The following is a 14,684-nucleotide window of genomic DNA, read 5'->3' as shown; positions in this document are numbered from 1 at the left end:
CAAGTTTTGTCCGCGGATGCCGTTAATACTCATGACAGTAACCAATAAGACACCATGACTTCGAATCTACTCAGCATCGGTAAGAGCGGTTTGCTTGCAGCGCAGGTGGGCCTGTCGACGACCGGGCATAACATCACCAATGCCAACGTGGACGGTTACAACCGCCAGGTGGTGCTGCAGCAGACGGCGCAGTTCAACAATGCCGGCTATGGCTTCGTTGGCAATGGTACTGAGGTATCGCAAGTCAAGCGCCAGTACGACGGTTTCATGGCGGCCCAGGTGAATGCCGCGCAGTCGGCCACCAGTTCGCTCGACGCGTATTACACGCAGATCACGCAGATCGACAATATGCTGGCCGATCCCACGGCCGGGCTGTCGCCGGCGATGGCCGATTTCTTCAAGGGCGTGCAGGATTTCAGCTCGAACCCCTCGTCCGTCTCGTCGCGCCAGGCATTGCTGTCGAGCGCCAATTCGCTGACGGCGCGCTTCCAGGGCCTCAGCGCGCGCCTGACGGAAATCGGCGAAGGCGTCAATTCGCAGATCACCTCGAACGTGAAGGTGATCAACTCCTACGCCAAGCAGATCGCGGACCTGAATACCTCGATTACCAACCTGACAGTGAATGAAAGCAATCAGCCCAACGATTTGCTGGATCAGCGCGACCAGCTGATCACGGAGCTGAACAAATACGTCAAGGCAACGGTTCAGCCTGGCGCAGGCAACTCGATTACCGTTTCGATCGGCTCGGGCCAGCCGCTGGTGGTGGGCGACAAGAACTTCGAGCTGGCCGTCACGCCGTCGCCGACGGACCCGCACCGCCTGGACGTGGGCTATGTGACGGGCACCAGCGTCACCAAGCTGTCGGAAAGTTCCTTGAGCGGCGGCGCGCTGGGCGGCTTGCTGGAATTCCGCAGCGGCAGCCTGGACCGCATCCAGAATTCGCTGGGCAAGGTGGCCATCGCGCTCGCGTCCAGCTTCAATGAACAGCACAAGCTGGGCAGGACTTGAATGGCGACCTGGGGGGCGACTTCTTCAAGCTGCCCGACCCCGTCATTGGCGCCGATTACCGCAACAACGCGACCAGCACGACCGCGCTGTCGGCCAAGGTCAGCGATCCGACCAAGCTGACGGCCAGCGACTATGCCGTGAAGTACGACGGCACGAACTATGTGGTGACGCGCCAGAGCGACGGCGCGAAAACGACCATCAACCCGTATCCGCAAACGGTGCCGCAAACCATCGACGGCGTGGATTTCTCGATCTCGGGCACGGCTGCCGAAGGCGACAACTTCATGGTCAGGCCGACGGCCCACGGCGCTGCCGACCTGGCCGTGGCGATTACCGACCGCAACAAGCTGGCTGCCGGCGCGCCGATCACCACGGCCGCGCCCGTCAGCAACACGGGCAGCGGCAAGCTCGGTGCCGGTAGCGTGGACAAAGCCTATTTAACGCCGGGCAACGCCTTGACGGGGCCAGTCACCTTGACCTATGACAAGCGACCACCTCGCTGACGGGCTTCCCCGCGGGCCAGGCCGTGACGGTGAAAGGCTTGAACGGCGCGACCACCACGTATCCGGCCGGCACGGCGAACATCCCCTACACGGAAGGCGACAGCTTCAGCTTTGGCGGCATCAACGTCAACATGACGGGGGTGCCGGCGCAGGGCGATAAATTCACCATCGCGCCGAACACGGGCGGCGTGGGCGACAACCGCAATGCTTCCTTGCTGGCGGGCTTGCAGACGAAAAACATTCTCGACGGCGGCAAGGCCACGTTCCAGGGTTCGTACGCGGAAACCGTCAGCTATGTCGGCAACAAGACGCGCGAAGTGCAGGTCAGTGGCCTGGCCAGTCTGGCCTTGCTGCAGCAGACCAGCACGCAGCAGCAGGCCGTTTCCGGCGTCAACCTCGATGAAGAGGCGGCCAACCTGCTGCGCTACCAGCAAGCCTACCAGGCTTGCGGCAAGGTCATGCAGATCGCCAGCACCCTGTTCGACGTGGTCATCGGCCTCGGACGTTAATAATTCAAGCGGCGGCGCCTGGCGTCCGCCGCCATCAGGAAGGGCAGCATCATGCGCATCAGTACCAAAATGATCTATGACGCGGGCAGCACGCAGCTGAACAATCTGCAGGGCGCGTTGAATCGTACCCAGATGCAACTGTCGGCGAATCGCCGCAACCTGACGCCGGCCGACGACCCGATCGCCTCGGCGCGCGCGCTGGAAGTGACGCAGTCGCAATCGATCAATACGCAATTCGTGACGAACCGCTCGAACGCCAAGAATTTCCTGTCGCAGGAAGAGCTGGCGCTGGCCAGCACCACCTCGCTGATCGCCGACGTGCAGGACCTGGTGCTGAAGGCGGGCAATCCGGCCTTGAAGGATATCGACCGCCAGAGCCTGGCGACGGAACTGAAGGGGCGTCTGACCGACCTGATGGGCATCGCCAACACGTCCGACAACGCGGGCGGCTATCTGTTCGGCGGCTACAAGTCGACGACGCAGCCGTTCAGCCAGACGCCGGGCGGCGCCACCTACGTGGGCGACCAGGGCCAGCGCGAGCTGCAAGTGGGTTCGGCCCGCTACCTGGCCACCAGCGACTCGGGCGCGACCGTGTTCGAGAACAATTTGACGGGCAACGGCAAGTTCACCACGGCCGCCGATCCGGGCAACTTCACGCGCGGCGGCGCCGGCATTATTTCCGGCGGCACCGTCACCGATCCTACCAAGTTGACGGGGCATAAGTACTCGATCGACTTCCAGGTGACGGGCACGGGCACGGATGCCAAAACGACCTATACCGTGACGGACGTGACCCTGGGCCAGACCATCCCGAATCCCGCCGTGCCGGTGGCCTATAAATCGGGCGATGCCATCAACTTTGACGGCCAGCAAGTCAATGTGGCGGGCAAGCCGGCTGACCTGGACAAGTTTACCCTGGAGCCTAGCGGCAAGGAATCGATCTTTACCACGATTACCAACCTGATCGGCGCGCGCTGGGCCAGCCGGCCTCGGGCGACGCAGGGCAGGCGCGCCTGACGGCCAGCCTGAACACGGCGCACGATATTCTCGACACGGCCTATGACAATGTGCTGTCCGTGCGCGCGGAAGTCGGTTCGCGCCTGAAGGAACTCGACACGCTCGACAGCGCCGGCGACGACCTCGACCTGCAATATGCGAGCACCCTGTCGGGCTTGCAGGACCTGGACATGGTGAAGGCGATTTCCCAGTTCAGCCAGCAGCAGATCACCCTGCAGGCGGCGCAGAAATCCTTTACCTCGATCTCGGGCCTGTCGCTGTTCAATTACATCAGCTAGGCGGTCCGCATCGCGGGCTGACCGGCAAGCCGGGGCAGGGAGGATATCTCCCGCCCCGGCTTTTTTGCGTCCGCAAGATGGCCATCTTGACAATATATGCAGGCAAACTGTGCAGTCTACCTGCATATCTGTTATAGTAGGGGCCGTTGATCCACCACACGGCTACCATGACCACCCCGCAAGAAGACCACGAACAAGTTCTGCAACTGGCCGGTGAATTGCGCATCCTGGTCGGCAAACTGCGCCGCCGCCTGCGCGAGGAAGCGCACCTGGGCGACGTCAGCATGTCGCAGGCATCCGTACTCAGCCGTCTTGAGCGCGACGGCCCGGCCACGGCCAGCAGCTTGGCGCGCGCCGAAGGCATGCGGCCCCAGTCGATGGCCGCCACCGTGCAAGCCTTGACGGCAGCGCGGATGGTGACGGGTTCGCCCGATCCGCTCGACGGCCGGCAAACGCTATTGACCCTGACGGACAGTTGCCGCGCGTGGATCGCGGCCAGCCGCGCCGCGCGCGAAGACTGGCTGGCGCGCACCATCGAAACCCGGCTCACGCCGGCCGAAGTCACCGAGCTGGACAAAGCGGTGGCCTTACTCAAACGCTTGGCGGAGTGATCCGCTGAATTTTCCACCACGACCCCGGCAAGGAGCCCGCACGCCCAGATGAACAACACATTCCGTTCGTTACGCAATCCCAATTACCGTATCTGGGCCGGCGGTGCCCTCGTGTCGAATATCGGCACGTGGATGCAGCGCACGGCGCAGGATTGGCTGGTGCTGAGCGAATTGACGCAGCACAATGCCAGCGCCGTCGGCATCGTCATGGCCTTGCAATTCGGCCCGCAACTGCTGTTGCTGCCCCTGACGGGCATGGCGGCCGACTTGCTCGATCGCAGGAAATTGTTGTTGTGCACGCAGGCGGCCATGGGCTTGCTGGCGCTGGGACTCGGGATCTTGTGCATCAGCGGGCTAGTGCAACTGTGGCATGTGTATGTGTTTGCTTTCCTGCTGGGCTGCGTGACGGCCTTCGATGCGCCCGTGCGCCAGACTTTCGTGGCCGACATCGTCGGCGAGGAAGATTTGACCAACGCCGTGGCCCTCAATTCCACCTCGTTCAATGCGGCGCGCATGCTGGGCCCTGCCGTGGCCGGATTACTCATCAGCAGCGTCGGCAGCGGCTGGGTCTCTTCATCATCAACGCCGTCAGTTTTGCCGCCGTGATCGGTTCGCTGTTGCTGCTGCGCGTGGAATTGCTGCGCCGCGCGCCGCGCGTCAAGGCCAGCCGGGCCAGCCTGGGCGAGGGTTTCCGCTATGTGCGCCAGCGGCCCGACCTGATGGCTATTTTGCTGATGCTGTTCCTGATCGGCACTTTCGGCCTGAACTTCCCGATTTTCCTCTCGACCATGTCGGTGACGGCCTTCCATGCGGGCGCCAGCCAGTATGGCGTGCTCAGCTCCATCATGGCGTGCGGTTCCGTGGCCGGTGCCCTGCTGGCGGCGGGGCGGGGCCAGCCGACGCTGGCCTTGCTGCTGGGAGCGGCGGCGCTGTTCGGCCTGGCCTGCGCGCTGGCCGCCGTGATGCCCAATTACTGGCTGTTCGGCATGATGCTGGTGGTCATCGGCATCGCTGCGCAAACCTTTACCACCAGCGTCAACAGCAGCGTGCAACTGTCGACGGCGCCCGCCATGCGGGGGGCCGGGTCATGGCCATCGTGCTGGCCATCTCGGCCGGCGGCACGCCGCTGGGCGCGCCCGTCGTGGGCTGGGTGGCCGACACCTTCGGCCCGCGCTGGGCGCTGGGTATCGCCGCGCTGTCGGGCCTGGCGGCAGCGCTGGTCGGCGTGCGCTACCTGGTCAAGCATCAGCAGTTGCGTTTGAATGCCGACCTGCGGCGCTGGCGTTTCGCGTTCAGCAGCGACCAGTCCTGACGCCAGTCCTCAGGGCGGCAGCAGGGCCGTGCGGGCGGCGGCCAGGATGGCCGCGCTCAAGCCGTCGAGCAGGCCGGAGGCGGCGCGTGCCGTGTGCCAGTGCAGCGGCACATCGAGGGGCGTATCCGGCAGCAGCTCGAGCAGCGCGCCCGTATCAAGATGGGGCTGGATCAGCGCCTGCGGATGCAAGCCCCAGCCCATGCCGGCCAGGGCGGCCGTGACGAAGGCATGCGAAGAAGGCAGGGCATGGCGCGGCAGCTCCACGTGCCGGTGGCACAGGCGCCGCACCCAGCGCGATTGCAGCTCGTCCTTGGCATTGAAGACGAGGCTGGGCGCCAAGGCCAGGCTGGCGGCACCGACGCCCTGGGCAAAATACCGCTGCAGGAAGGCGGGACTGGCGGCCGCCAGGTAGCGCATGGCGCCCAGCGGGCGGCTGTTGCAGCCCGATGCGGGCCGGGCCGTGGCGCTGACGGCGGCCAGCACGGCGCCGCTGCGCAGCCATTCGGCCGTGTGGTCCTGGTCGTCGACGGCCACTTGCAGCAGCACCGGGTGGGCGGCCCCGAAGGCGGCGATGGCGGGCGCCAGCCAGGTGGCCAGGCTGTCCGCATTCACGGCGACGGGCACGCTGGCGCGCGGCACGCCCAGTGCTGTCTGCGCCAGCGCCGGCAAGGCGCCCTGCAAATCCTGTTCCAGCAGCTGCACCTGGTCCACGTGCCGGCACAGGCGCCGGCCCGTGTCCGTGGCGCGGCAGGGCTGGTCGCGTATCACCAGCGCGCAGCCGACGCGCTCTTCCAGCAGGCGGATGCGCTGCGAAATGGCCGATGGCGTCACGTGCAAGGCGCGCGCCGCGCGCTCGAAACTGCCTTCGCGGATCACGGCAGCCAGGGCGCTGAGCGATGCATAGTCGAGCATGGATGAAGTTTTCCTTAACTGGCAACAGAAAAGATAGTTTGCCTTCATTTTATCGGGCAGGCAAGATGCGTGCATGACACTCTCCGCCACGACTCCATACGCTTTTTCCATCTTTCTCCAGGGCTTGACCCTGGGCCTGGGACTCATCGTCGCCATCGGCTCGCAAAATGCCTTTGTCTTGCGGCAAGGCTTGCGCCGCGAACATGTGGGCGCCATCGTGCTGTTTTGCGCCCTGGCCGATGCGGCGCTGATCGGCGCCGGGGTGCTGGGCATGGCCCATGCGTTGGGGCAGCGCCCCTTGCTGGCCAGCGCGCTGGCGCTGGGCGGTGCCGTGTTCCTGGCCATCTACGGTTGGCAAGCCCTGCGGCGCGCCCGCCGGCCGCAGCAGTTGCGCGCCGCCGAGGGCGGGGGCGGACTGGGACTGGTTGCCGTGCTGGCCCAGGCGGCCGCGTTTACCTTGCTCAACCCGCATGTGTATCTGGATACGGTATTGCTGGTGGGAAGTATTGGCGCGCAGCAACCGGGCGCGTTGCGCGGCTGGTTTATTGCTGGCGCCAGCGCGGCCAGTCTGCTGTGGTTTGCTTGTCTGGGCTATGGCGCGCGCTGGCTGGCGCCATGGTTTGCGCGGCCCCGCGCCTGGCAAGTGCTCGATGGCTTGATCGGCGTCACCATGTTCGTGCTGTCGGCGCTGTTGTTGCGCCACGCACTGGGCTGGCAGCCCTGATCAGGGCGCGGGCGGCAGCGGTTTGGCCGGTGTCGCAGGGCGCAGGGGATTCGGCGGCGCGGGCGGCGGCGGCCGGTCGCGCGTGGCAAAGCCGCGCGGCAGCAGCCGCGCCGTTTCTATGCCGCGCAGGAACATGTTCTGGAAGGGCGTGGCCAGGTAGGGCAGGACCATGCTGATTACCAGCAAGCCCACGCCCAGGGTGACGGGAAAACCGATACCGAAGATGTTCAGCTGCGGCGCGGCCCGCGTCAAGATGCCCAGCGCCACGTTGGTCAGCAGCAAGGCGGCGATGATGGGCAGCGAAATCTGCAGGCCGGAACGGAAGATTTCCCCGCCCCAGGCGGCCAGTTGCTGGAAACCGCCGCCGCTGATGGGACTCGATGAAATCGGCAGGCTGATGAAGCTTTCCGCCAGCGCCGCCAGCAAGACCAGGTGGCCATTGACTGTGAGAAACATCAACGTGGCCAGCATGACGAGGAACTGGCTGATGGCGGACGACCTGCCCTTGGTTTGCGGGTCGAAGAACGAGGCGAAGCCCAGGCCCATGGTCAGGCTGCTGATCTCGCCGGCCATTTCGATGGCGGAAAACACGATGCGGATGGAAAAGCCCATGGCCAGGCCCACCCATCTCTTGCGTGAGGATCAGCAAGCCGGGCAAGGACATCGGGTTGACGGCAGGCAAGGCCGGCACGGTGGGGGCGATGATCATGGCCAGCAGGGCGCCCAGGGTCACCTTGACGGTGGCCGGCACGGACGCGTTGCCGAACAGGGGGGCGGCCGCGATCAGGCCGAGGATGCGGCTAAGCGGCCACAGCAGTGCTGCGATCCACGTGTTCAGTTCGATGCTCGACAGGGTCAGCATGGCGTATGCCGCGGCCCCATGCCTAGCCGACCAGGTTCGGAATGCCGGTAAATACCTGGCGCATATAGTCGAGCATGACGGACAGCATCCACGGGCCGGCCACGACGAGGGCGACGAAAATGCCGACCAGCTTGGGGATGAAGGACAGGGTCGCCTCGTTGATCTGCGTGGCCGCCTGGAAAATACTCACGATCAAGCCGATGATGAGGGCGACCAGCAGCATGGGCGCGGCCACCATCAGGGTGATTTCCATCGCATGGCGGCCCAGGGTCATGACGCTTTCGGGTGTCATTTATTTCCCCTAGTAAAAACTCTGTGACAGCGAGCCCAGCAGCAACTGCCAGCCATCGACGAGCACGAACAGCATCAGCTTGAACGGCAGCGAGATGGTCGCCGGCGACATCATCATCATACCCATCGACATCAGCACGCTGGCGACCACCATGTCGATGATCAGGAACGGGATGAAGATGGCAAAGCCGATCTGGAACGCCGTTTTCAGCTCGCTGGTGACGAAGGCGGGCACGAGGATGCGCAGCGGCACGTCTTCCGGGCCTTGCAGGGCCGGCGAGCGCGACATCTTGGCGAACAGGGCCAGGTCGGCCTGGCGCGTCTGCTTGAGCATGAAGGTTTTCAGGGGATCGACGCCCTTGTCCATCGCCTGCTGCATGGTGATCTTGTTTTCCTGATACGGTTGATACGCATCCGTATAGATCTTGTCGAACACGGGGCCCATGACGAACAGGGTCAAAAACAGGGCCAGGCCCACCAGCACCTGGTTCGGCGGCGCCGATTGCGTGCCGATGGCCTGGCGCAGCAGCGACAGCACGATGATGATGCGCGTAAAGCAGGTCATCATCAGCAAGGCCGCCGGCAGGAAGGTGAGCGACGTCATCAGGATGAGCGTCTGCACCGGCAACGAGTAATTCTGGCCGCCGCCCGGCGCCGGCGTGCTGCTGAAGGCGGGGATGCCCGGCTGGGCCAGTGCCCACAGCGGCAAGGCCAGGGCGGCTGCCGCCAGCAGCCAGGTCAGGGGAGTCTTGATATTGCTCAATACCTGCGCTTGCGTCCGCGTCACGTGCTTCATTGCCTGCTTATTTCCCATTGCGTTTTTCGATGGTCTGTTTCAGCCATTCGGAAAAATTGGCGGCCGCGGGGCCGTTTTGCGCCGTGGCCAGTTGCGGCAACTCGCCTTCCTGGCGCGGCATGGTGGCCAGCGCATTGATCCTGCCGGGCGAGGCGCCGACGACGATCCACTGGTCGGCCACTTCGACGAGGACGATGCGTTCGCGTCCGCCCAGGTTGAGCGAGCTGACGACGCGCATCTTGCTGTTGCCGCCCATCACTTTCGGGCCATAGCGCTTCATGAACCAGGCCAGGCCGATCAGCAGGGCCAGCACGAAGACGAGCGCCAGGATGGTTTGCAGCAGGCTGCCGGCCGAGCTTGTCGGCGCCATCGTCATCGGGGCGCCGGGCGGCATGGCGGGCAGGGCGGCGGCAGGCGCGGGGGCCGTCTCGGCAGCGGCGGGCACAGCCGCAGCTTTATCAACAGCAACCTCGCCCGGCGCGCTGGCGCTGGCGGCGCTGGCCGCCGGCGCCGACGCGGCTGCCGGTTCCGCGTGGGCAATGCTGCATGCCGCCAGGAGCGGCAGCACGGTGGAAATCAACAGGCCAGGCTTCATTTATTGAGTTTTCGGATGCGTTCGGAAGGCGTGATGATGTCGGTCAGGCGGATGCCGAACTTGTCATTCACCACCACCACTTCGCCCTGGGCGATCAGGCAGCCGTTGACCAGCACGTCCATCGGTTCGCCGGCCAGGCCGTCGAGCTCGACCACGGAACCCTGTGCCAGCTGCAGCAGGTTCTTGATGGCGATCTTGGTGCGGCCCAGTTCGACCGTCAGCTGCACGGGGATATCGAGGATGAAATCGATATCGTTGTGCGTTTCCGACTTCGAAGCCTGCTTGGAAAAGTCCTTGAACACGGCGGCGCTGGCCGCGCTGGCCGTATTGGCGGCCTGGTTCTGCAGCGCTTCCGCTTCCGCCTTGGCCTGCTCGGCAATGGCCGCGCCCCAATCGTCTTCCGCGCTTTGGTCGTCTTGGTTGTCAGACATGTGTTTCTCCTGTTGTACAGATGCGGGCCGCAACGCGACCCGGATATTTATTTAGTGATTACTCATGTTATCGGAATTGGCCAATAACTTTTCAACCTTCAGCGCATATTGTCCGTTCAACACGCCATACGTGCAATCCATGACGGGCACGCCGTCGACGGTGGCGGCGATCAGTTCGGGAATATTCAGCGGGATGATGTCGCCCACCTTCATGTTCAGAATCTCGTCGAACGACACGCGCGCCGTGCCCAGCGACGCCACCAGCTCGACTTCGGCGATCTGGATCTGCTGCGTCATCAGGCGGATCCAGCGCTTGTCCACTTCCAGCGCCTCGCCCTGCAGGCTCGAGGTCAGCGAGTCGCGGATCGGCTCGATCATCGAATACGGCATGCAGAAGTGGATTTGCCCGGAAACGGAGCCCAGTTCCACCGTAAACGTGGACGCCACCACCACTTCGTTCGGCGTGGCGATGTTGGCGAATTGCGTGTTCATTTCTGAACGGATATATTCGAACTCGACGGGGAAGACCGGCTCCCACGACTTGGTATAGGCTTCGAAGACGATGTCGAGGATGCGCAGGATGATGCGCTGCTCCGTCTGCGTAAAGTCGCGCCCCTCGACGCGCGTATGAAAACGTCCGTCGCCGCCGAACAGATTGTCGACCAGCAAGAAGACGAGGCCCGGATCGAAGACCATCAGGGCCGTGCCGCGCAGCGGCTTCATGTGCACCAGGTTCAGATTGGTGGGCACCACCAGGTTACGGATGAACTCGCTGTATTTCGACACGCGCACGGAGCCCACCGACACTTCCGCGCTGCGGCGCAGGAAGTTGAACAGGCCCACGCGCAGCAGGCGGGCGAAACGCTCGTTGATAATTTCCAACGTTGGCATCCGGCCGCGCACGATGCGCTCCTGGGTTGCCAGGTTGTAGGTACGAACTCCCGTGACATCTTCCGGCGCCTGCGCGTCGTCCTGGTCTCCGTTGACGCCCTTCAGAAGGGCATCGACTTCTTCCTGGGAGAGGAAATTATCGGCCATGGCTGCTTATTGAATGATGAATGCGGTAAATAATACGTCCGTCACGTCCTGCTCCGGCCCTTTGTCCTCGAACGGCTGGTTCACCTGATTGATGATTTCGGCCGCCAGTTGCTGCTTGCCTTCCACGGTATTGAGTTCGGATGCTTTCTTGCCCGACAGCAGCAGCAGCAAGCGGCTGCGCACTTTCGGCATGTTGACCTTGATCAAGTCCATTTCTTCCGGGCTGCTGGCCTGCAAGGTAAACGCGATTTGCAGGTATTGCTCGCCATTTTCCGGCTGCAAGTTGACGGTGAAGGCATCGATGGGCACGAAAACGGGCGGACCTGCCTTGGAAGCGGCATGTTTTTTCTTGCTGGGCGCCGCTTCTTCCTTATCGGCCTTGCCATGCAGGAAATACCAGGCGGCACCGCCACCGACGCCGCCAGCCACCAGCACCGAGGCCAGCACGATGATCAGAAGCTTCTTTTTCGAGGCGCCGGCCGGGGCCAGGCCTGCATCTGCTTTCGGATCTGCTTTCATTTTTGGATTTGCTTTCAATGGTACTCGAGTGCATGGAAGTGGATCACGACGCCATTATGTCATTATCGGCAAATTCTGCGCAGAAGGATGCAGTGAAAAGAGGGCGGAAGCGCCCTCAACTCGCTGTTTTTAGACGAAAAGTTACGCCTTGGGGCGCGCCAGCGGCTGGCGGACGACGAATTATCCTCAGGCAAAGGTATCCACGGCACTCAGGCTGGGCCGCCCGCGTGTGCCGGTCGCCGGCGCGATGGCGATTTCGCCACCCGCTGCGCCGCCGCCCTGGCCACTGCCGCGGCGCTCGCCAGAGGCGGCACGCTCGCCCTGGTTTTGCTGTTCCGGCGTGCCGGCCGAGACGGTGGCGCTGCCGAAGGCGATGCCCGCTTCACTCATCATTTCGCGCAGGCGCGGCATGGCCGCTTCCAGCGCCTGCCGTACTTCGGGCTGGGCCGACATGAAGGCGGCATCGGCCTGGTCATTGGTGACGGTCAGGACCACTTGCACCGGGCCCAGGTCGGGCGGATTCAGGGTCAGGGTGGCGCTCTGGTCGCCACCGGCCGCCATCCACACGACTTTCTGCCCCAGCTGCTGGTCCCAGGCCGGCGTGCCGACCCGGCCCGTCAGCTTGTCGGCCGGCACGGCCACGGCGGCGGCAGCCTGCTGCAGTGCGCCCGGCTGCAACTGGGCCGCCAGGCGGCTCAGGTCGGCAGGCGTTTCCTTGAGAATCGGTTCGGCCACGGCGGCGCCGGCCTTGGCGGTGGCGGCCAACTGGGCATCGATGGCCAGTTTTCCTGCCTCGGCCTTGCCGCTTGGCAAGCTGGCGCCTGGCTGGCTGCTGCCGGCAACTGCCTTGCCCTGGGCCTGGCCCAGGCTGGCGGCAAAGTCGCCGCTGTCCGCTGGCGTGGCGGCGGCTGCCTTGCCGCTGCCCTGGCCGGCTGCCAGCAATGGCCCCGTGGCCAGGCCCTTGGCATCGGCCTTGATGCCGGCGCGCGCGGGCTGTTCCGGCACGGCCTTGGCTGCCGGCGGCTGGATGGCCAGCTGGATGCTGCCTACCAGGGCCAGCATGTCGGCGGCCGGATCGGCTGGCGGTGCGGTTTCGGCGGGCACGCTGGCCTCGGCCGCGGTGCTGGAAGCATCGCCATTGGCTGGTTTGGCCGCCTCGGCAACCGGGGCGGGCGGCTGCTCGCTGCCGGCCGCCGGTTCGGTGCCCGCTTGCGCCGGCTTCGCTTCGCTGGCGGGCGCCTGGGGCGCGGGGGACGGCGTGGCGGCAGGGCTGGCTGGGCGGGCCGCCGGTGCGGGTGCTTGAGCTTGCTCCATGGCGCGGCTGGCCTGGCGCTGTTCGATCTGGCGGTTCAGGGTGCGCTGGAAGTCGCCCGCCGTGCCGCCGGTGGACGGCTGGCTGCGGTTGGCGGCGCTCGGCGTGGCGTTCGGCGAGACGATCTGGGAAATCGGGGTTGGCTGGGTTTGCATGATGCTGCCTCAGTGTTGCTTAGCGTTTGTAATAGGCTTGTCGCGCCGCGTGCTCATCCATTGCTTTCTGGTCGCGCTTGTTTTCCAGCTTCAGCGCCTGTTCCTGCGCCCGGTTGTTCAGGGTGGTGTACGACATGCGCTTGCGTTCGGCCAGCTGCCAGCGCATCTTTTCATTCTCGCTGCGCGCTTGCGCATGCTCGACCACTTGCTGCTGGCCCAGGATGGCGCTGTCGAGCTTGACCATGAAGGCCTGGAAGTTGCGGTAGGCCATGGGCGTGATGCCGCTGCTCATGCTCGTCTCGAAGCGCTTGGCATAGTCGTCGCGGTAGCCGGACAGCATGTCGAGCTTCTGGCGGCAATCGTCGAGCGCTTTCAGGGCCGCGCCCAGGCGCTTGGCGCAATCGTCCGTTTCGCGCTGGGCGAGGTCGATCAGGGTTGCAAGTTGGGAAGGAGAAGCCATGGCTGATTATATTCCCGCTGTGCAAGCCCTAATCAGTCGAATAGAGCGGTAAGTTGCCCCAAGCTCTCGTCCATGCTGACCCGCTCCGTGATTTGCTGCTGCAAAAACGCTTCGATCTTTTCGTGCAGGGCGATGGCCTGGTCCAGCACGGGGTCGGTGCCGGCGCTGTAGGCGCCCACGCTGATCAGGTCGCGGCTGCGCTCGTAGCGCGAATACAGCTGTTTCAGCTTGCGCGCCTGCTGCTGGTGTTCATGCGTGGTGATCGAGTGGGCGGCGCGCGAAATCGATTGCTCGATGTCGATGGCGGGATAATGGCCCGCTTCGGCCAGGCGGCGGTTCAGCACGATATGCCCGTCCAGGATGGCGCGCGCCGAGTCGGCGATCGGGTCTTGCTGGTCGTCACCCTCGGTCAGCACGGTGTAGAAGGCGGTGATCGAGCCGCCGCCTTCCTCGCCATTGCCGGCCCGCTCCACCAGCACGGGCAGCTTGGCGAAGACGGATGGCGGATAGCCCTTGGTGGCGGGCGGCTCGCCGATGGCCAGGGCGATTTCGCGCTGCGCCATGGCGTAGCGGGTCAGCGAATCCATGATCAAGAGTACGTTTTGCCCCTGGTCGCGGAAATGTTCGGCAATCGCCGTCGCATACGCGGCCCCTTGCAGGCGCATCAGCGGCGGCGTGTCGGCCGGCGCGGCGACGACGACGGAACGGGCCAGGCCGTCGGCACCGAGAATCTGCTCGATGAATTCCTTGACTTCGCGGCCCCGTTCGCCGATCAGGCCGACGACGATCACGTCCGCTTCCGTGTAACGGGCCATCATGCCCAGCAGCACGCTTTTACCGACGCCGGAACCGGCGAACAGGCCCATGCGCTGGCCACGGCCCACGGTCAGCATGGCATTGATCGAGCGCACGCCCACGTCGAGCGTATCGACGATGGGCGCGCGGCCCAGGGGATTGGCGGGGCGCACGTTGATGGGCGCGCTGTCGGTCGTGTGCAGCGGGCCCAGTTGGTCGAGCGGCCGGCCCGCGCCGTCGAGCACGCGGCCCAGCAGTTGCGGGCCGACGGGCAGGTGGCGCGCGCGGTCGCTGGGGCGGCGGCGCGGGTGCGCCACGCTGCCGGGGCGGGGGATGGCCGGTTCGACGGAAAATACGCGCGTGCCGGGCACGATGCCCTCGACGTCGCTTTGCGGCATGAGGAACAGGCGGTCGCCTTCAAAACCCACGACTTCCGCCTCGACCCGGCCGCCATTCGGCAGCGGTACGGTGCAGGCGGCGCCCACGGCCAGGCGCAGGCCCACCGCTTCCATCACCAGGCCGGCCACGCGCGTGACCCGGCCCGAAATCTGCATCG

The 14,684-nt window shown here is 64.8% G+C and carries 17 protein-coding genes and 2 pseudogenes; 8 read left to right on the top strand and 11 right to left on the bottom strand.

Annotated elements, in window-relative coordinates; genetic code table 11:
- Window positions 1-54: 54 nt before the first annotated feature.
- The 7 genes and pseudogenes from flgK to ACQVLG_RS00865 all read left to right on the top strand — a co-directional run bounded on the left by flgK (window position 55) and on the right by ACQVLG_RS00865 (window position 5,238).
- Complete coding sequence (flgK, locus tag ACQVLG_RS00895; protein ID WP_474292457.1) at window positions 55-1,008, top strand: flagellar hook-associated protein FlgK; 954 nt, start codon at window positions 55-57, stop codon at window positions 1,006-1,008.
- On the top strand, window positions 1,005-1,511 hold the full coding sequence (locus tag ACQVLG_RS00890) for a hypothetical protein (protein WP_474292456.1): 507 nt from the start codon (window positions 1,005-1,007) through the stop codon (window positions 1,509-1,511). Before flgK ends, ACQVLG_RS00890 begins: the two co-directional genes overlap by 4 nt.
- A gap of 23 nt (window positions 1,512-1,534) precedes the next feature.
- The gene (locus ACQVLG_RS00885) at window positions 1,535-2,020 is read left to right on the top strand and encodes a flagellar basal body rod C-terminal domain-containing protein (RefSeq protein WP_474292455.1); all 486 of its coding nucleotides are present in this window, start codon (window positions 1,535-1,537) and stop codon (window positions 2,018-2,020) included.
- A gap of 51 nt (window positions 2,021-2,071) precedes the next feature.
- Window positions 2,072-3,037 (top strand): flagellar hook-associated protein FlgL, encoded by a 966-nt coding sequence (flgL, locus tag ACQVLG_RS00880; RefSeq protein ID WP_474292454.1) that lies wholly within the window; start codon window positions 2,072-2,074, stop codon window positions 3,035-3,037.
- A gap of 50 nt (window positions 3,038-3,087) precedes the next feature.
- Window positions 3,088-3,315 (top strand): hypothetical protein, encoded by a 228-nt coding sequence (locus ACQVLG_RS00875; protein WP_474292453.1) that lies wholly within the window; start codon window positions 3,088-3,090, stop codon window positions 3,313-3,315.
- A 167-nt stretch (window positions 3,316-3,482) separates the two neighbouring features.
- Window positions 3,483-3,926 carry a MarR family winged helix-turn-helix transcriptional regulator gene (locus tag ACQVLG_RS00870; RefSeq protein WP_230539677.1) on the top strand — a complete coding sequence of 148 codons (444 nt, stop codon included), beginning with the start codon at window positions 3,483-3,485 and terminating at the stop codon, window positions 3,924-3,926.
- Between the two features lie 48 nt (window positions 3,927-3,974).
- A pseudogene (locus tag ACQVLG_RS00865) lies at window positions 3,975-5,238 on the top strand (MFS transporter).
- Between the two features lie 9 nt (window positions 5,239-5,247).
- Here ACQVLG_RS00865 and ACQVLG_RS00860 read toward each other — a convergent pair.
- Entirely contained in the window at window positions 5,248-6,150 is a 903-nt protein-coding gene (locus ACQVLG_RS00860; RefSeq protein ID WP_474292451.1) for a LysR family transcriptional regulator ArgP, read from the bottom strand.
- Between the two features lie 73 nt (window positions 6,151-6,223).
- On the opposite strand from ACQVLG_RS00860, the gene ACQVLG_RS00855 reads away from it, so the two are divergent.
- The gene (locus ACQVLG_RS00855) at window positions 6,224-6,874 is read left to right on the top strand and encodes a LysE/ArgO family amino acid transporter (RefSeq protein WP_474292450.1); all 651 of its coding nucleotides are present in this window, start codon (window positions 6,224-6,226) and stop codon (window positions 6,872-6,874) included.
- On the opposite strand, the pseudogene fliR reads toward ACQVLG_RS00855, so the two are convergent.
- From fliR to fliI, 10 genes and pseudogenes are all read right to left on the bottom strand, one after another.
- Window positions 6,875-7,736: pseudogene (gene fliR, locus ACQVLG_RS00850) on the bottom strand (flagellar biosynthetic protein FliR). It lies immediately after the preceding gene.
- A 22-nt stretch (window positions 7,737-7,758) separates the two neighbouring features.
- Entirely contained in the window at window positions 7,759-8,028 is a 270-nt protein-coding gene (gene fliQ, locus ACQVLG_RS00845; RefSeq protein WP_035821365.1) for a flagellar biosynthesis protein FliQ, read from the bottom strand.
- Window positions 8,029-8,037: 9 nt separating this feature from the next.
- On the bottom strand, window positions 8,038-8,823 hold the full coding sequence (gene fliP, locus ACQVLG_RS00840) for a flagellar type III secretion system pore protein FliP (RefSeq protein WP_230539672.1): 786 nt from the start codon (window positions 8,821-8,823) through the stop codon (window positions 8,038-8,040).
- Between the two features lie 7 nt (window positions 8,824-8,830).
- Window positions 8,831-9,418, bottom strand: coding sequence for a flagellar biosynthetic protein FliO (gene fliO, locus ACQVLG_RS00835; RefSeq protein ID WP_474292447.1), 588 nt, complete (start codon window positions 9,416-9,418; stop codon window positions 8,831-8,833).
- Window positions 9,415-9,849, bottom strand: a complete 435-nt coding sequence (fliN, locus tag ACQVLG_RS00830; protein WP_034754038.1) for a flagellar motor switch protein FliN — start codon at window positions 9,847-9,849, stop codon at window positions 9,415-9,417. Before fliN ends, fliO begins: the two co-directional genes overlap by 4 nt.
- 51 nt (window positions 9,850-9,900) lie before the next feature.
- Complete coding sequence (gene fliM, locus ACQVLG_RS00825; RefSeq protein WP_230539670.1) at window positions 9,901-10,887, bottom strand: flagellar motor switch protein FliM; 987 nt, start codon at window positions 10,885-10,887, stop codon at window positions 9,901-9,903.
- Window positions 10,888-10,893: 6 nt separating this feature from the next.
- Window positions 10,894-11,406 (bottom strand): flagellar basal body-associated protein FliL, encoded by a 513-nt coding sequence (fliL, locus tag ACQVLG_RS00820; RefSeq protein ID WP_230539669.1) that lies wholly within the window; start codon window positions 11,404-11,406, stop codon window positions 10,894-10,896.
- Window positions 11,407-11,592: 186 nt separating this feature from the next.
- Window positions 11,593-12,873 (bottom strand): flagellar hook-length control protein FliK, encoded by a 1,281-nt coding sequence (locus tag ACQVLG_RS00815; RefSeq protein WP_474292445.1) that lies wholly within the window; start codon window positions 12,871-12,873, stop codon window positions 11,593-11,595.
- A 19-nt stretch (window positions 12,874-12,892) separates the two neighbouring features.
- Window positions 12,893-13,333: a flagellar export protein FliJ gene (gene fliJ / locus ACQVLG_RS00810; RefSeq protein WP_230539667.1), complete on the bottom strand. Its 441-nt coding sequence runs from the start codon at window positions 13,331-13,333 to the stop codon at window positions 12,893-12,895.
- A 32-nt stretch (window positions 13,334-13,365) separates the two neighbouring features.
- Complete coding sequence (gene fliI, locus ACQVLG_RS00805; RefSeq protein WP_474295865.1) at window positions 13,366-14,682, bottom strand: flagellar protein export ATPase FliI; 1,317 nt, start codon at window positions 14,680-14,682, stop codon at window positions 13,366-13,368.
- Window positions 14,683-14,684: the final 2 nt, after the last annotated feature.

The sequence above is a fragment of the Janthinobacterium sp. TPC_1 genome (assembly GCF_056037845.1).
The sequence above is the reverse complement of the archived record's forward strand: the minus strand, read 5'-3'. Positions and strand labels throughout refer to the sequence as shown.

What these genes read in the sequence shown, in the direction of transcription:
- fliO (WP_474292447.1), bottom strand. Translation starts at nt 9,418, where the DNA reads ATGAAGCCTGGCCTGTTGATTTCCACCGTGCTGCCGCTCCTGGCGGCA.
- ACQVLG_RS00870 (WP_230539677.1), top strand. Translation starts at nt 3,483, where the DNA reads ATGACCACCCCGCAAGAAGACCACGAACAAGTTCTGCAACTGGCCGGT.
- fliP (WP_230539672.1), bottom strand. Translation starts at nt 8,823, where the DNA reads ATGAAGCACGTGACGCGGACGCAAGCGCAGGTATTGAGCAATATCAAG.
- ACQVLG_RS00855 (WP_474292450.1), top strand. Translation starts at nt 6,224, where the DNA reads ATGACACTCTCCGCCACGACTCCATACGCTTTTTCCATCTTTCTCCAG.
- flgK (WP_474292457.1), top strand. Translation starts at nt 55, where the DNA reads ATGACTTCGAATCTACTCAGCATCGGTAAGAGCGGTTTGCTTGCAGCG.
- ACQVLG_RS00860 (WP_474292451.1), bottom strand. Translation starts at nt 6,150, where the DNA reads ATGCTCGACTATGCATCGCTCAGCGCCCTGGCTGCCGTGATCCGCGAA.
- fliI (WP_474295865.1), bottom strand. Translation starts at nt 14,682, where the DNA reads ATGCAGATTTCGGGCCGGGTCACGCGCGTGGCCGGCCTGGTGATGGAA.
- fliM (WP_230539670.1), bottom strand. Translation starts at nt 10,887, where the DNA reads ATGGCCGATAATTTCCTCTCCCAGGAAGAAGTCGATGCCCTTCTGAAG.
- fliN (WP_034754038.1), bottom strand. Translation starts at nt 9,849, where the DNA reads ATGTCTGACAACCAAGACGACCAAAGCGCGGAAGACGATTGGGGCGCG.
- fliQ (WP_035821365.1), bottom strand. Translation starts at nt 8,028, where the DNA reads ATGACACCCGAAAGCGTCATGACCCTGGGCCGCCATGCGATGGAAATC.
- ACQVLG_RS00815 (WP_474292445.1), bottom strand. Translation starts at nt 12,873, where the DNA reads ATGCAAACCCAGCCAACCCCGATTTCCCAGATCGTCTCGCCGAACGCC.
- fliL (WP_230539669.1), bottom strand. Translation starts at nt 11,406, where the DNA reads ATGAAAGCAGATCCGAAAGCAGATGCAGGCCTGGCCCCGGCCGGCGCC.
- flgL (WP_474292454.1), top strand. Translation starts at nt 2,072, where the DNA reads ATGCGCATCAGTACCAAAATGATCTATGACGCGGGCAGCACGCAGCTG.
- fliJ (WP_230539667.1), bottom strand. Translation starts at nt 13,333, where the DNA reads ATGGCTTCTCCTTCCCAACTTGCAACCCTGATCGACCTCGCCCAGCGC.